This window comes from Saccharopolyspora sp. ASAGF58, assembly GCF_012277335.1.
GTDB classification, from domain to species: Bacteria; Actinomycetota; Actinomycetes; order Mycobacteriales; family Pseudonocardiaceae; genus Saccharopolyspora; species Saccharopolyspora hattusasensis.
The window spans coordinates 7111692-7126500 of sequence record NZ_CP040605.1 but is presented as its reverse complement, the minus strand read 5'-3'; the positions used below and the strand labels follow the sequence as shown (position 1 = coordinate 7126500).

The following is a 14809-nucleotide window of genomic DNA, read 5'->3' as shown; positions in this document are numbered from 1 at the left end:
TCGCAGGCGATCAGACGGCTGGCTTGTGCGGACAGGAACTCGCGTCAGGCGGGCCGCTGTGGCGCGGGCCGGATCGATGCCGGCTGTGTGCAGGATTTCCCAGACGATGGAGGCGGCGATCGGGTGTCCGAGCCGGGCCAGTTCGCCCTGGATCCGGCGGTGTCCCCACTGACTGTTTTCGCGGGCGAGGCATAGCACGAGCTTCTTGATGGCCGGCCTTGTGGGCGGTCGTCCAGGTCGGCGCCGATCGGAGTAGTCCCACCGTCGGGCCACAAGCTTGCGGTTCCAGGCCATCAGTCGGCGTGTCTGGGAAGACCCGCACCCAGCGGCGGCGGGGATCAGCGAGGACAGGACGGAGAGCCGCAGCGGTCCGCGGGCTCGAACCGCACGGGTGCTTGGAGTTCGCGTCAGAGCACCGGATTCTCGTCCTTAGGGACTGGAGATTATTAACACGCAATCTTCAGCGTTCGCGGGTGAATCCGGTTGCACCGGAGATGAATTCGTGTATGTCTGCGGCGGTGGTGAGGGTGGTTGCTGTCGGTTCGGGCAGGCAGGTGGTCGGTGTCGTCGAGGAGCGCGTGGGTGCGTTTGATGGCTTTGGCTTTGGCTATGGCGGCTGGGCTGATTCCGATGAGTTCCGCGAGGATGGTCAGGGGTGTGGAAAAGCGTTGTTTCTGCAGGGTGATGGCGATCCGGTCGGCGAGGGAGGTGGCGGGGTGGCGGCCGTTTGCCCGGGCACGGCGGCCGGCTTGGTCTTTGGGGGTGAGCGCGGTGACGAGCTGGTCGAGTCGGCCGGGTGGGAGGCCGGTCAGTTCGGGGGCGCGGAGCCAGAGAAGGTCGTCGCGTTGCCGCCCGGTCGAGGTGGTGGTGGTGTCGCTGGTGCCCGATTCTGGCGTCGAGGTGAGGGGTTCGGGGCTGATGGTGTAGTTCCATTCGCCGTGCCAGTCATGACGGGTGATCGGCACGGCGGCGAGTTGTTCGTCGCTGACGGTGACGCCGGTCGGGTAAGTGCCGGTATCGAGGTGCGCTGCCACGCTCAGCCCGGTGCGGGTGGTGGTCGCGGCGATCGTGTTGATGATGACGTCGTGGCTGATCAAGGGACGTCCGCGACAGTTGGTGGAGATATGGGAGAACAAGCGGTGCTCGATGGCGTTCCATTTGCTGGTGCCTGGCGGGAAATGACAGACGGTGATCTGCAGGCCGATCTCGGCGGCGAGCGCGGCGAGCTCGGTTTTCCAGGCGCGGGTGCGGTAGCTGTTGGATCCACCTGCATCGGCGGTGATCAGCAGGTGCGTCGCCTCGGGGTAGGCGGTTACGCCGCTGCTGACCCACCAGCGGCGCAGCGATGCCACGGCGAACGTGGCGGTGTCGTGGTCGGTGCCGACGTTGACCCACCCGGCGTTGCTGGTGGGGTCATAGATCCCGTACGGAATCGCCTTGCCCACCGCCGAACTGGGGAATGTGCGAGAGCAGCCGGCTCAGCGCCTCGTCGACGTTCATCCACCGGTGTTCGTCACCGGGTGCGACCGCGTCGTAGGTGTCGTTCAAGAATTCCACAAGCTGATCGGCATTCACTTCGAAGGCGGCCTGCCCTGACGGCGAGCTCAACTCGATCACGACCAACCCCGGATCGTCCAGTCGAGGGCGGATTCGCACGTCGCCTTCGCCTGCCTCGGCGACCAGCCCGTCGGCCAGCAGGTCGCGGGCGATCACCCAATCCACCTGACCGGCCTTGCCCACGTTGAGCTTCATGCAGATCTCGTACGGGTTGCGGCTGTCGTACCCCAGTTCCACGCCAACCGGCGCGATCACACCCGCCGGGGCTACCAGGTTGAAGACCATGGTGGCGAGCACCGTGCCGTGATCGTTTGCCATCATGTCCGCACTCCCAAGCATCGGCTTCCCATACCTTCGTAACGAAGCATGCCCAACCCGGGTTCATGTCTTCTTCACGATGTCTTCAGGCCCTGATCGCGCCAGCGAGAACATCGCACAGGAAGAGGTACGTCGCAGCGCAGCGCGATCACGTCACCCTGACACCGTGGCGAGCGGTGCCCTTGCGTGGGCCCCGAAGCGGCCACGCCCTGCGGGGCCCGGTCGTCGAGCCGGGCCCCGCAGGTGCGCCGAAGCCACCTCGCCACACTGGCCGGATCACCCCTGACTTCATCGGAACCGGGCGTGTCTCGGCCGGGCCGCCGCGGCGGTTGCTTATCGTGGTCCGCCATGTCGCCCTCATCGCACCACGGAATCGTTGGCCAGGTTCAGGCAGCGGTCGACACGGCCCTGGTGAAGGTGCTCACCGTCGACGCAGCAGCCATGCCGCGGGTGCGGTCCCAAGTGCAGCACGCCTTGGGGCTGCTGGTCCAGATCGACGGCGATCAGGCGATCATCGTGCATGACGCGGCGGACGTCATCCGCGCCGCGGATGAGCACCTGAACGCGGGCCGTTGGCAGGAGGCCCGTTGCGCACTGGTCACCGCACGCGGACGACTGGCACGGCCCGGCGCCCGCTATACCGGCACCACCTCGCCAACGGACAACCCCACACCCGAATAGGCCGTTGAGCCGACGAGCAGTATCCGTCGCCCATGCACGTCGCCGAGGGTTGGCTCCTACGTTTCGAGTTCGGCAAGTAGGTGCCGAAGTGGCTCGGCGATTTCGGGGTGATCGCCCATGCCGACTTTGTGCAGTAGCCGAGCGGCGACGTGGAACAGTGCGGTGGTTGCCCACTGGGGTTTCGAGCACGTCGGCGAAGGTGTCCCACACGGTCGCGGCGGTACCGGGTGCGAGCAGGCTGCAGCAGAACAGCGATGCCGCGTCGGTCCCTGCGGGCCGCGTCCCAGAGTTTCCAGTCGAGGCGGCCGAAGTCGGGTTGCAGCAGGTTCGCCCAGTGCAGATCACCGTGCACGGTTTCCCACGCCTGCACCTCGATGGCCAGGCCGAGGCGTCGTGGACCGCCTTGCGGATAGCTTATTCGTCCTTGCGTATCCGCGCTGTCGGGGTCGCCATCGGGCATGCGCGGCTTGCGTATGCCGGTGATGGCGTTCGCGTCCCTGTTGCCGGTCCGCCAATCGCCCTCGGCCCACTAGATTTGCTCGGAGACGACTTGTAGCCACCGTTCGGCCCGCACCCGCCCGGCGGCGTCGGCTAGCACGACGGGTTGCAGGCCAGCGAGCTCGCGTAGCTCGGCCACGGCCTGGTCGTTGCGCTGCCCTTCCCACAGGTTCACCATCCCAACCCGCAGCGGGATCGACCTCGCGGATGTTGGCGTTGGTGCGCTCGTACGTTGGCCGCCGCGTGATCGCGGCGTGCTCGTCCAGGATTGGTGGAGTAGTACGACGTCGCCAATCGCACACCGGGTTGCTCGAATACCTCCCGGAGCTCCGGCCGGATCTGCACCAGGTTCAAGACAACCTCGACCTCGACACCGCGCCGCCGATCAGCTCGGGTAACGCCGGGTGCAGGGCGGGTTCGCCACCGATGAACTGCACCATCCCTGCGCCGAGCTCGGCGCCTGGTCGACGACGCGCCGCCAGTCCTGCACCCGCATCCGTCCATCCATGATCACCAGCGGAGCCGGGGTCGGCGTAGGAGTGCACACTCCAATTAGCACTAACACCGACCGGTGATCTTCAACCAAACTGAATGGTATTCCCGTGTCCACAGTGAACCTCCGAACTCGCGGCTTGCACTCTCGTTCGTTCCCACGCAGCACCGTGTCGGGGCGCCGTTGCTGGGGTGCCCCTCGCGCGGAGAGCCGGTTGCGGGTATTCCCAACCGCGAAAACGCGAGTTCGGGTGTGGCTGTCGCGCGCCGGGGCTTGGACCGGGCGGCGGGCGCTTGGGTCTGTTTCGAAAGTCATGGGAGCCACTCGTTGATCCCTGCGATGGTGACGGTGGCTCGTAGCGGACGGCAAGCTTGTCGTATCTGGTGGCCACGGATCGGTTCCGTTTGACGCGGTTGATCCCGCACTCGACAGCGTGTCGCTGCTTGTGACGGCGTCCTGGGACATGACGTCGCTGCGTCGCGCAGCGTTGCCATCTATTTAGTTTGCCTCCGCCGCCTGAGCAGTGGCCTGTTCATGTGCGGCGATGGCCTGCTGTGTTTCCGCTGTCGGCGACGAGATCACGCAACCCCAAGTCGCTGGCCAGCCAGCGCAGTGGGGCGCGGGGACTCTCCCTGCTGTGGTGTCTTTCGGCGCGAGAGTGCTCAGATCGCGCTCGATACGCTATCGGCAGGTCTGTTTGGGCAAGGGTGGTGTGGTGGTGGTTTCCGACGGAGCTGAATCAGCGGCCGAAAAATCGTGTGTGCCCGAGGTGGCGGCCGAGAACGTCGCCTGGCGTCCGCGCTGGTGGTTCGGGGTCTTCGCTGTACTCGCCGCGATCCACCTCGCTGGTGGCTGGACGTCGACCACCGCGATCGGTTTGCCTCTGGGCTTCGCCTGCACGCTGGTCCTGGTGTTCGTCCGGCGGCTGCCGCCCTGGCTGACCGGTGGGTGGTCACCGCGACCGTGGTTGTCGCGCTCCGGGATGCGGGTCCGCCGCAACAGGCTGACATGTGTGCTGCTGCTCGTCTGGTTGCCGGCGGCGGCGATCGTGGCCGGCATAGCCGAACATCCCCCGCACGGTGTCGACGTCCTCTATGCCGTGTTCGTGCTGGGCTGTGGTCTGAGCCTGCTGGTGTTCGTGCTGGTTCGATGGGCGCGCACCCTCCGCGCTCTCCGCCTCCTCGCCGGTCCGCGGACACCATTGCCAGCCCGCATCGACCCACAAGAGCTCGTTGACGGCGACCCTCTCGCCCCGTACGTCACGGGGACCGTGATCTTCCCGGACGGCTCGCCGGGGTATTTCACGCTGCGCGACTGCCCCATTCCCCTGGTCGAGGCGATCGAGCACACCGGGCGGCTCTGGGTTACCTCTGCCCTCCCGGGCACGGTGCTCGCCGGGTTGCCCGACGGTGATGACTTCGCACACGCCGCGCTCGCTACCGCTCAGTCCGGCTTGTACGGCCGGGCGCCGATCTCGCGGGCGGCCTTGGGACGGCACCTTCGCCTTCGCACGTTCGCCCTCTCGACCGTCATGGTTCTAGGCGTTGCGCTGGAGATCACGGTGTTCGTCACCTTGGGTGGCGCGCTGCCATGGGTGCTGCTGGTGCCGCTACTGCTCGCCGTGGTGGCCGCCGTGAACTGGCGGTCGCGCGTCGCGTCCCCGGTGCGGCTGCTCGCGGCCGGCCCGTGGACAGAAATCGCCGCCGCCGTCGTGGCACAGGACATCCGGCCCGGACGGCCGATGTTGGGCTGGGCCCGGTTCCCCGATGGAATCCGTGCCCGTTTCCGCGTCGCGAGCTGTCCACCCGACATCGCCACCGAACTTGTCAACCGACGCCATCTTTGGATCGTGGGCGAACCGCGCGAGGGCGATGTCGCCATCGGAATTCCCGACAGCGACACCTTCGCCATCGCCGCTTTCACCGTTAAGAAGCGAGAATACCGGCGCACCCGGGCAACGCCGATCCCCATCTCTGGAGGCGAATAGCTAGAAATCGGACCGGCGGGATTGCCGCCCATGTAAAGTACTGCTACCGAAGCACTTCGCCATCACCCCTGGAGTCAATGGCTCGGTGCAGTGCGTGGCCACGATGTCCTCTGATTACGCCCGACAGGTTGTCGCACCTGTCGGGCCGTCGGCTACGTGTCTGACAGCTCGCGCGGCCTTCGTCACCGGATTCCGAGATCAACACCTTCGCCGGCCTGATCGCTGGTGAACTCGCCAGCGATCCGGGCTATCAAGCGATCCAGCAGATCCCGGGTGTCGGTCCGGTGCTGGCGGCCATCTTTGTGGCAGAGATCGGCGACGTTCACCGCTTCGCCTCACCGCACCATTTGTGCTCGTGGGCCGGACTGACCCCGCGGCACCGGGAATCCGACACCACCGTGCACCGGGGCCGGATCACCAAACAGGGCTCCGGCCTGGTGCGATGGGCTGCGGTAGGAGGCAGCCCAGAAAACCCCGTCCTCGGCGGCCTGGCTGACCCGTTCCCGGGCCGGGATAGCCCAACGCCGGGGCCGCAACGTCGCCACCGTCGCGGTGGCCCGCAAACTGCTCACCCTCGTCTACTACGGGCTGCGCGACGGGCACATCCGTGCCCTGGCCGGCCCGGCAGCCGAGGTGGCGTGAGCAGGTCGGACGTGATCGGGTGCGTGGTCGCCGCTGGTCTGGCCCCCACCCCGCGGGATGGCGTGGCCGCCCTCTCTGATTGACCCCACTCGATCACGGTCGTAGAACACCATGCCCCCTCTACAGCGAATGGATGCCCGGCAGCCGACCCCTCTCGGGGTCCGGCCGCCCTTCCAGCACCGGTTCCGGAACCTGGTGAACACGACCCCACACGAACAAAGACAACCACCGACAACCACCGCCGGGCCTCGGGTTCCCGGCGTAAACAACGATCGCGCGCGCGGTGTCGGCGTCAAGGCCAAGCCCCTGACAGGGTGGCCTCAGGGCCAGCCCTGACGCCGGCACCAGGATCTCCGATTCCGCCCTCCGTCAGGAACCCCGCACTCACACGTGGTGTCTCACATCAGTCTGGCAAATAGGGAACCGTGCAGGGCTTGGCCTTCTGGTTGGGACCGTGCCCGTTTCCAGTCACGCCCGGATCTGGGCCGTGAGTTGGGCGTCGGGGAGCGGGTGCTGTGCGTGGGCGGGTCCGTGGCGCCACTCGTCGAGCAGCACCATGCGCGGCAGGGCTCGGAGGAGACGCCGAGCACGTAGACCGTGCGGTGAGGATCGACCCGGTCGGCTCGCCCGAGGTGTGGTGCACCTGTTCGGCGAGCGCGGTCGAACAGAGTGGGGGCTTGCACGGCGCGAACACGTTGCGTGCGGCCGAGTCTCGGGTGGGGTCAACGACGGCCAGCTGTCCACCACGGGGAGCTTGAGAGACGTAGATCAGCCACCGCAGCAGGCTCGCGATCGTCTTGCCGGAGCGCGCCGCGCCCGGCCAGAGGTTCGCCTACTTGCGACGATCAGCTGGCCGCGGGCGGGACCTCTGCGTGGTGGCCGGCCGCGGCCAGGCCCGACGCGGCGGCCGCGGCCAAGGCGTCGATGGCGGCGTGCCTTCGCCGCGATACCCACACCACCGAAGTTCGCCAGGACAGCGGGGAATCCTCCAGCGGGCACCAGGTCAACCCCGCCCGAGGCTCGCCAGGGGGCGGTTCGTTGAAGTGCACTCCGCGGCTGGACAGCACGAGGCCGTGCACGAAGTGCGGGTTGCGCGCGTGCCGGATCGCGCCGGGGCGGAATCCTTCGGCGCGGCAGATCGACAGGAGGTGGTCGTAGAGCATCGGCGCCATCGCGCGCGGAAAGATCACCAGCGGTTGACCATTGAGGTCCCGCAACCGTACCGGTTCCGGGCCGGCGAACGGATGCTCGGTGGGGAGCAGCACGCCGAGCGGGCGGCGGGCGATCGGGCTGGAGTCCAGGCCCGAGACGTCGCAGGGGTGGCGCACCATCGCGGCGTCCAAGGTGCCCTCCCGCAACGCCGCCAGCTGTTCGTCGGTGGTGAGCTCGTGCAGGTCGACCAGGACGTCCGGCGCGCGTTCGGCGAACTCGTGCAGCATCGTGCGCAGCGTGACGGGCATGGTGTCCGGCGGGATCCCGACGCGCACGACGCCGTTTTTCCCGGGAAGTAACCGGCGCATCGCCTCCTGCGCTGACTCGGCGCTCTCCAGCACCCGGCGCGAATGCTCCAGCAGCAGCGCACCAGCCTCGGTGAGCTGCACTTGGCGGGGGCCGCGGTCGAACAGCTGCACCCCGAGCTCCCGCTCTAGGTCGCGGATGCGCTGAGACAGCGGTGGCTGCGCCATGTGCAGCCGGGCCGCCGCACGGCCGAAGTGCAGCTCCTCGGCCAGCACTGTGAAGTAGCGCAGGTGGCGGAGTTCCATATCGCTTTGATATCACGGCCGGAGCGGAATGGTGTTGGACGCGGTGCTGCTCCGCTTGCTTGCATTCCATGCACCCGGTTCTGGAAGTCCCAGCTCCCGGCCCTGCTCCACGGACTCGTCACGCGCCTTTTTCGCATCCGGATCGCTTTTCGCGATCTCCTGGAGGTATTCCCATGAACGTTCCAGCAGCCACCGCTTCGAGCACGGAGACCGTCCTGCTGCGGCGCGAAGTGGTGCCCGGCGGCACCGTCGGCGTGGTCACGCTCAACCGGCCGGCCAAGCTGAACGCCTGGACTCACGATATGCGCACCCGGCTGGTGGAGATCTTCGCCGAGCTCGGCGCGGACGAGGACTGCCGCGCGGTGGTGATCACCGGTGCTGGGCGGGCCTTCTGCGCTGGTCAGGACCTCGCTGAGACGGCTGCGATCGATCAGTCGGACCACGCCGCGGCGGAGGCTTGGATCGACAGCTTCGACACGTTGTACCGGGCGGTGCGCGACATCGACAAGCCCACCGTCGCAGCGATCAACGGGGTCACGGCCGGTTCTGGGTTCCAGTTCGCACTACTGGCCGACCTCCGGGTCGGGCATGCCGGAGTGCGCATGGGGCAGCCCGAGGCGCGGTCCGGAATTCCGAGCATCACCGGGATCTGGGCGATGTGGGACATCCTCGGCAAGGCCAAAACGATCGAGTTCACGCTCACCGCGGAGCTGGTCGACGGGGTGGAGGCCCAGCGGCTCGGCTTGCTGACTGAGCTGGTCGACGAGGACGCCGTGCTCGACAAGGCGATCGCGCTCGCTACGAAGCTCACCGAACTCCCGTCGGGCGCCGTGGGACTGACCAAGGCGCGGCTGCGCGAGATCGACGATGCTGCGCTCACTGATGCCATCGAAGCGGCGAAGAGGGTACACGCCGCCGCCTACGCCACCGGCGAACCGCAGCGCGAGATGGACCGGTTCCTGAGCAAGCGCCGCTGACCCCCACCGCATGAACAGGAGTGCACCAGCCCGCATGAGCACCATCGAATCCGAACACCCAGGCGTGCCATCCGCGGAACTCGCCGCAGGCGAGCGCGCCTACCGCGAGCTGATCGCCGGTCAGCGCTGGCACGTGCCCGAGCGCTACAACATGGCCGCCGACGTCGCCGACCACCACCCGGCCGACCGGACCGCGCTGATCTTCGAGGACCACACCGGCCGACACCAGGAGGTGAGCTGGGCGGAAGTCCGCGAGCGGTCCCTGCGGGTGGCCGCGCACCTGCACGAGCTCGGAGTCCGCAAGGGCGACCGGGTGGCGGTGCTGCTGCCGCAGCGGCCGGACACCCCGGCGACCTACCTCGGGGTGCTGCGGACTGGGGCCGTGCTGGTGACCATGTCGCTGCTGTGGGCGGACGAGCCGATCGCCTACCGGCTCGCCGACTCCGGCAGCACCGTCCTGCTCACCGAGCAGGCAGAGCTGGAGCGCGTCCGGCCGCTCGCCCGCGAGGCCGGGGCATGCCTGGTGAGCGTGGACGACCCGGCGATCGGGCGGCGTCCGGCGGAGTTCGCCACGGTGGACACCGCGGCCGACGATCCGGCGCTGATCTTCTACACCTCCGGCACCACGGGCGAGGCGAAGGGGATCGTGCATGCGCACCGAACCCTGCTGGGACACAACGAGTTCCAGTACTGCCACGATCTCCGCCCCGGGGACGTCTTCTACGGCGCGGGCGACTGGGCGTGGTCGATGGCCAAGCTCATGGGACCGCTGTGGGTGGGCGCCGCGCACCTGGTCTACCGACCTGCGGCCGGGTTCGACCCGGACGGGCTGCTGGCCGCCATGGCTCGCAACCGGGTCACCACAGCGCTGGTGAACCCGACCCTCGTGCGCAAGATGCGCGCGGAGGTCCCCGATGCGGGGATCCGCCACCCGCAGTCGCTGCGGGTGGTGTGCTGCGCCAACGAGCCCCTCTCGGCCGACCTCATCGACTGGTTCCGCGAGCAGTTCGGCGTGACCCTGCTGGACTACTACGGCTCCACCGAGTCCTACCCGCTGGTGGGCAACTTCCCGGGCGTTCCGGTCAAACCGGGTTCCATGGGTCGCCCGCTGCCCGGCTGGGACGTAGCGCTGCTGGACGAGCAGGAGAGGCCGGTCGAACCGGGGCAGCCCGGCGAGATCTGCCTGCGCGCGGGCAGCAACCCGCAGTTCCCACTGGGTTACTGGCAGCGACCGGAGGCGTCGGAGAAGGACTTCAGCGGCGACTGGTACCACACCAAGGACCAGGCGGTGATGGACTCCGACGGCTACTACTGGTTCCTCGGGCGCACCGATGACGTCATCAAGACCTCCGGATACCGGGTCGGGCCGTACGAGGTCGAGGCGGCGCTGCGCGAACACCCGGCGGTCGCCGACGCCGGGGTGGTGGGTCTGCCGGACCCGGTCCGCGGCCAGGTGGTCAAGGCCTGGATCGAGCTCGCCGATGGGTTCGCACCGAGTCCGGAGCTGGGCGAGCAGATCATGTCGTTCGCCAAGGAGAACTACTCCCGGTTCGCCTGCCCGCGGCTGGTCGAGTTCGACCCGCGACTTCCGCGGTCGGCGACCGGGAAGATCCAGCGCGCCGAGCTGCGGCGGCGGGATCTCGCCTGAGTTGCGGTGGTGGGGCACCGGTCCACCCGATGCCCTACCACGTCTTTTGCCAGACCCCACAGGTTTCCCTGCTACGACAGATGCCGGGCGAAGCACCGGACGCAATGGACAGGAGTTCGGAAATGCCACCGGACCAGCAAACAACCGCGCAACCACCGACGGCCGAGATGGCCAGGACGCGGCGCCGGGTCACCCTCGCCACCGCCATCGGCAACTTCGTCGAGTGGTTCGACTCCGGTGCCTACGCCGTCATGTCGGCCACCATCGCGATGTTGTTCTTCCCCCGCTTCGACCCGGCCGCAGCGCTGCTCGCGACCTGGGCGATCTTCGGCGCGGGCTTCGTCGCCCGCCCGATCGGGGCGCTTTTCTTCGGGCGCTTCGGCGACCGGGTCGGACGCAACCGCGCGCTGGCGTTGAGCGTGCTGTGCATGAGCGCCTCGACGTTGGTCATCGGGCTGCTGCCCACGTACACGACCATCGGCCTGGCCGCGCCGCTGCTCCTGCTGGTGATGCGCATGGTGCAGGGCTTCTCCACCGGTGGTGAGTACACCGGCGCCTCCTCGTTCATCATGGAGTACGCCCCGGACGGTCGACGGGCTCGCTACGCCAGCGTCGTGCCGATGACCGTCGGCGTGGCGGCAGTGGTCGGGTCCGGGGTGGGTGTACTGCTCACCAGCGTGTTGTCCGAGGACGCGCTGCAGTCCTGGGGATGGCGGATCCCGTTCCTGATCGCCGGTCCGCTCGGCGCGATCGGGCTTTACCTGCGTTCCCGGATAGCGGACACGCCGGTGTTCCGCACGCTCGAGAACGCGGAATGCACGACGCGGACGCCGCTGCGGGACGCGTTCAAGGTGGCGCGCAAGCAGATCTTCGCGCTGTTCGCCTACAGCATCACTAACGCGGTGGGCTACTACTTTATGAGCAGCTACATGATCTCCTACATGTCGACGTCCTTGGGTTACACCAAGACCGAGGCGCTGCTGACGAACGTGCTCTCGATGCTGGCCTACACGGTGGCGTGCCCGCTGATGGCGATGGCCAGCGACCGTTTCGGCCGACGCCCGATGCTGCTGGCCGCCTGCGCCGGTTTCGTCGTGCTGACCATGCCCGCGTTCCTGCTCATGGAGACCAGCCTGCTGGGCGCCGTGATGGGCAGCTCGGTGCTGGCGGTGCTGGTGGCGACGATCGGCACCAGCAACGTCCCGGCGATGGTCGAGCTGTTTCCGGCGCACTTGCGGGCCAGCGGTTCGGCCATGGGCTACACCGCCGCCTACGTCCTGTTCGGCGGTACCGCGCCGTTCGTGGCGACCTGGCTGGTGGGCACCTCCGGCAACCCGAGCGCCCCGGCGTTCTACCTGATGGGCGGCGCAGTGCTCAGCCTCCTGGCGGTGGTCTTCCTGGTCGCCGAGACGAAGACGCTGTCCCTGTCCCGCACCACCATCCGCTGACGACTGCCAGTCCCCTCCGGTCCGCCGGGCGGGGGACTGGCGCCTTCTGCGGACAGGCCCGAGAAGCAGCAGCGAAAGTGGTTGTAGCAGGGGAGTTTTGCTGTTCAGCTGGTGTCTCGCCGGATGCCTTTGCGGGACAGGCGATGTTACTTCGTGCGCTGCGGAAACGTTGGTTGTTCGAAGGACGGGACACATGCTGTCGTATCGACGAACGCGCTCCCACGTCAGCCCTTTGGAACGGGGCGCTGTTGGTTCAGTCGGCGCCGTGCCGCTCGGCGGATGATGACCCGTCGAACGTGAGAATCAGTCGTACGCAACTCGGTGTGGCTAGCTCCGGCTCCCATCTCGCCTTGCCTGGCGCGATCACGTGGGATGCGCGGCCGCTGTCGGTGGCCGCGGGAAACTGCCCAGGTACGGCCAGTTGGGTGCCCGGTGGCGGTGATGAGTTTTACCCGCTGACGGTCACGAGATCTGCCCGACATGACTTGTTGTTCGACCTGTGCCTACGGGGTATGGGGCTTGTCCTCGGCTGAGCTTTGCGGTGACCAAACCGTTGCTCGGTTCCCGAGGAGGGACGAGTGAAGTCTGCCGAGGAGATCATGCAGATTCTAGAAGCGTTCGATTTGACCGGTTCGTATCGTGATGCGGCGGAGCTGGCCGGGTGCTCGCATCACACTCGCGCACTATGTGCAGGCCCATGAAGCGGGCCGGCTGACACCGGGGTGTGCCGAGCGGCGGCCGATGCTGGTGGGATGAGTTCTTGCGGAAGCTGGAGGAGTGCGTAGACCGCTCGAAGGGCAAGATCCGCGCGGATGTGGCGCACGACAAGCTCGTCGGGCTGGGGTACGCGGGCTCGAAGCGCACCACGCCCCGGGCGGTGGCCGAGCCACCCGCAGCGGCCGGCCGTTATCGATGAGACGGGCCACCACCAGCCGGGCCAGCGTCAGCCGGGCCAGCGCCAGGGCGTCCGGACTCCAGCGGGCATCGGAGAAAACCGGTTTCCCCGTGCGTGATGCGACACCCTCGCCAGCCCGGCCGCGCCCCACATCCCGGTCACCGTCCGCGGGCCCGTGGCCGCCAAAAGCCCGGTCACTGGCGAGAAACGTTATGGCGGCAGGGCATATCCCGCTCTTTCGCACTGCCCCCTGAGTGACCCACGATCAGTGTCGGTGCGGCCGTGTCTACCTGGCTTCACCGGAAGCGTTTTGGACGACCGGTCAGACGATCGGCCTCAACGGCGGCAGCCGAACCCGCTGAACCCTGGGCGAGCGAGCATGGCGACTTAGGAAGAAGTCTTCGGCGGTGGCCTGGCCGTCGTCACCGGCGCGGCCGCCGGGATTGGCGAAGGTTTGCCCCGCCACCTCGTAAGGCGGCTCAGCCATGACGGGTGGGGTCGCCGACGTCGACGAGGCGGCGGCCCGCCAGGTGGCCGCCGAGCTCCCAGCCCCCAGGCCGCAGCGTGCCCTGCACTGTCGACATCCGCAACGCCGACGCGGTGGCTGCGCTGGCTCAGTGGTGCGTGCGGGTATCGGGCGAGTGCAACGACGCGTGCGAGGTTTGCGCCGTGGCGCCGAGGTGCCAGAGCGCGGCGTTGTGGGCGGACGATCGATTTGTGTCTGATTGTGTCGTTAGGTGCGACACACGATGGATCACTGTGGACACACGGAACCCCTTTCGTCACGGGCCGTCGTCGACTAGTTGTGGATACATGGCAGTACTTACCGTGATGTAGGTCGACTTGGTTTGGAGATGAATCATGGCTCGGGTCATTCAGAATCCGGGTGAAGTGGATCGCGCTGCTGTGACGGTGCGGGTCGCTGCGACGATGCTGTCGCTCTCGCCGTGGCAGGTGAGGAAGTTGATCGCTGACGGGAGGCTGCGTGCGCGGAATACCGGTAAGGCGTACATCATCTCGGTCCACGCGATCGATGAATTCCTTGCCGGCTCGGATGCTCCGATGCGACACCCCGACTCGACGTGATCGGCTGGGAGCTTGGCTTGGGCGCGCACTGGGCGACTGTGAATCGCTATGGGCGGGCAAATTCGGGTTGAGGCGTCCCCATCAGTGAAGTTTCTGGACTTTCCGGGGAGGAGCGCATGATGTCGAAGATCGACGAGCGGGTTGCCGTTCCACGGTGGTTGTATGACCGGCTTTTGATGGATGCTGCGGCGTGGCGAGAGTTCGGCCAGGAGTTGTACTGCGAGGTGCCTGTGTTGGCGTTGCTCGCTGAGTCGCCGTATGTGCGCGACCTGATCCTGGGCTGGGTCGAATGGAACCGGCGGCGCCAGGCGGCCGACGCTTCTCATGCGATCAGCGGCGCCGTGAAGTGGACGGTTGCTGGTGCTCTGACGTACGCCGAGCTGCGGCGTCGACGGGCTCGGCTCGGTGCGATCGCCGAGGATGCCCGTCGGCGTCGTGGTGAGTACTTCGGTGGTCCGGTGGACTGGCATACAGGGATGCCGATCGCCCCAGGCTGCGGTTCATGAGCATTCGTTACGGGGAGGGGAATCCGGATGCTGACGCCTGGTACGACCCGGCCGACGGCGCGGTGTACGCCGGCGGCGAGACCGTGGACGAGGCACTGGCGCAGCGACAGCGACGGGAACAGCAGGACCGCGAGGTGGCAGACATTGTCCGCATCGACAGCAAACGTCCCGCTGAACCGTCGCGTCGCGTGGCCTGGAGAAAGGCCAGTGGGATCGCGGTCAAACGGCGGACGTGGTTGTGGGCGGACCGGGTGCCGCTGGGGGAGACCACCCTGTTCGTCGGTCACGCCGGCGTGGGCAAACGATGAAC

Annotated in this window: 12 protein-coding genes and 3 pseudogenes; 10 read left to right on the top strand and 5 right to left on the bottom strand. The window is 67.5% G+C overall.

Translation table 11 applies throughout. The features are described from left to right. Positions 1-911: 911 nt before the first annotated feature. Both FDZ84_RS41255 and FDZ84_RS33560 read right to left on the bottom strand, forming a co-directional pair. A pseudogene (locus tag FDZ84_RS41255) lies at positions 912-1460 on the bottom strand (ISAzo13 family transposase); the annotation flags it as partial. Next, positions 1414-1878, bottom strand: coding sequence for an SsgA family sporulation/cell division regulator (locus tag FDZ84_RS33560; protein ID WP_210435280.1), 465 nt, complete (start codon positions 1876-1878; stop codon positions 1414-1416). The gene FDZ84_RS33560 and the pseudogene FDZ84_RS41255, both read right to left, overlap by 47 nt. A 345-nt stretch (positions 1879-2223) precedes the next feature. On the opposite strand from FDZ84_RS33560, the gene FDZ84_RS33555 reads away from it, so the two are divergent. Continuing rightward, positions 2224-2556 (top strand): hypothetical protein, encoded by a 333-nt coding sequence (locus FDZ84_RS33555; protein WP_168589126.1) that lies wholly within the window; start codon positions 2224-2226, stop codon positions 2554-2556. Positions 2557-3085: 529 nt separating this feature from the next. Here FDZ84_RS33555 and FDZ84_RS33550 read toward each other — a convergent pair. Next, positions 3086-3232: a hypothetical protein gene (locus FDZ84_RS33550; protein WP_168589125.1), complete on the bottom strand. Its 147-nt coding sequence runs from the start codon at positions 3230-3232 to the stop codon at positions 3086-3088. Between the two features lie 1075 nt (positions 3233-4307). On the opposite strand from FDZ84_RS33550, the gene FDZ84_RS33540 reads away from it, so the two are divergent. Then, complete coding sequence (locus tag FDZ84_RS33540; RefSeq protein ID WP_210435279.1) at positions 4308-5534, top strand: hypothetical protein; 1227 nt, start codon at positions 4308-4310, stop codon at positions 5532-5534. 182 nt (positions 5535-5716) lie between these two features. Here FDZ84_RS33540 and FDZ84_RS38285 read toward each other — a convergent pair whose 3' ends face one another. Further along, positions 5717-5860, bottom strand: a complete 144-nt coding sequence (locus FDZ84_RS38285) for a hypothetical protein (protein WP_210435829.1) — start codon at positions 5858-5860, stop codon at positions 5717-5719. Here FDZ84_RS38285 and FDZ84_RS41250 point away from each other — a divergent pair. Further along, positions 5819-5923 (top strand): annotated as a pseudogene (locus tag FDZ84_RS41250) (transposase); the annotation flags it as partial. The gene FDZ84_RS38285 and the pseudogene FDZ84_RS41250 sit on opposite strands and share 42 nt — an antisense overlap. 1098 nt (positions 5924-7021) lie before the next feature. On the opposite strand, the gene FDZ84_RS33530 reads toward FDZ84_RS41250, so the two are convergent. After that, positions 7022-7939 (bottom strand): LysR substrate-binding domain-containing protein, encoded by a 918-nt coding sequence (locus tag FDZ84_RS33530; protein ID WP_168589124.1) that lies wholly within the window; start codon positions 7937-7939, stop codon positions 7022-7024. 173 nt (positions 7940-8112) lie between these two features. Between FDZ84_RS33530 and FDZ84_RS33525 the strand changes: the two genes are divergently transcribed. From FDZ84_RS33525 to FDZ84_RS33495, 7 genes and pseudogenes are all read left to right on the top strand, one after another. Further along, positions 8113-8916 carry an enoyl-CoA hydratase/isomerase family protein gene (locus tag FDZ84_RS33525; protein WP_168589123.1) on the top strand — a complete coding sequence of 268 codons (804 nt, stop codon included), beginning with the start codon at positions 8113-8115 and terminating at the stop codon, positions 8914-8916. A 34-nt stretch (positions 8917-8950) separates the two neighbouring features. Further along, positions 8951-10564: an acyl-CoA synthetase gene (locus FDZ84_RS33520; protein ID WP_168589122.1), complete on the top strand. Its 1614-nt coding sequence runs from the start codon at positions 8951-8953 to the stop codon at positions 10562-10564. 122 nt (positions 10565-10686) lie between these two features. Beyond that, positions 10687-12012: an MFS transporter gene (locus tag FDZ84_RS33515; RefSeq protein ID WP_168589121.1), complete on the top strand. Its 1326-nt coding sequence runs from the start codon at positions 10687-10689 to the stop codon at positions 12010-12012. A 578-nt stretch (positions 12013-12590) separates the two neighbouring features. Then, positions 12591-12925 (top strand): annotated as a pseudogene (locus FDZ84_RS39660) (IS21 family transposase); the annotation flags it as partial. Positions 12926-13768: 843 nt separating this feature from the next. Continuing rightward, positions 13769-13993, top strand: coding sequence for a helix-turn-helix domain-containing protein (locus FDZ84_RS41245; protein WP_168589120.1), 225 nt, complete (start codon positions 13769-13771; stop codon positions 13991-13993). Positions 13994-14109: 116 nt separating this feature from the next. Further along, positions 14110-14499: a hypothetical protein gene (locus FDZ84_RS33500; protein WP_168589119.1), complete on the top strand. Its 390-nt coding sequence runs from the start codon at positions 14110-14112 to the stop codon at positions 14497-14499. Further along, the gene (locus tag FDZ84_RS33495; RefSeq protein WP_168589118.1) at positions 14496-14807 is read left to right on the top strand and encodes a hypothetical protein; all 312 of its coding nucleotides are present in this window, start codon (positions 14496-14498) and stop codon (positions 14805-14807) included. The genes FDZ84_RS33500 and FDZ84_RS33495 overlap by 4 nt, the downstream gene beginning before the upstream one ends. The last annotated feature ends 2 nt before the right edge of the window (positions 14808-14809 follow it).

Coding starts and splice junctions, on each gene's coding strand:
- FDZ84_RS33530 (WP_168589124.1), bottom strand. CDS start 7,939: ATGGAACTCCGCCACCTGCGCTACTTCACAGTGCTGGCCGAGGAGCTG.
- FDZ84_RS41245 (WP_168589120.1), top strand. CDS start 13,769: ATGGCTCGGGTCATTCAGAATCCGGGTGAAGTGGATCGCGCTGCTGTG.
- FDZ84_RS33555 (WP_168589126.1), top strand. CDS start 2,224: ATGTCGCCCTCATCGCACCACGGAATCGTTGGCCAGGTTCAGGCAGCG.
- FDZ84_RS33495 (WP_168589118.1), top strand. CDS start 14,496: ATGAGCATTCGTTACGGGGAGGGGAATCCGGATGCTGACGCCTGGTAC.
- FDZ84_RS33515 (WP_168589121.1), top strand. CDS start 10,687: ATGCCACCGGACCAGCAAACAACCGCGCAACCACCGACGGCCGAGATG.
- FDZ84_RS33560 (WP_210435280.1), bottom strand. CDS start 1,878: ATGATGGCAAACGATCACGGCACGGTGCTCGCCACCATGGTCTTCAAC.
- FDZ84_RS33520 (WP_168589122.1), top strand. CDS start 8,951: ATGAGCACCATCGAATCCGAACACCCAGGCGTGCCATCCGCGGAACTC.
- FDZ84_RS33550 (WP_168589125.1), bottom strand. CDS start 3,232: ATGGTGAACCTGTGGGAAGGGCAGCGCAACGACCAGGCCGTGGCCGAG.
- FDZ84_RS33500 (WP_168589119.1), top strand. CDS start 14,110: ATGATGTCGAAGATCGACGAGCGGGTTGCCGTTCCACGGTGGTTGTAT.
- FDZ84_RS33525 (WP_168589123.1), top strand. CDS start 8,113: ATGAACGTTCCAGCAGCCACCGCTTCGAGCACGGAGACCGTCCTGCTG.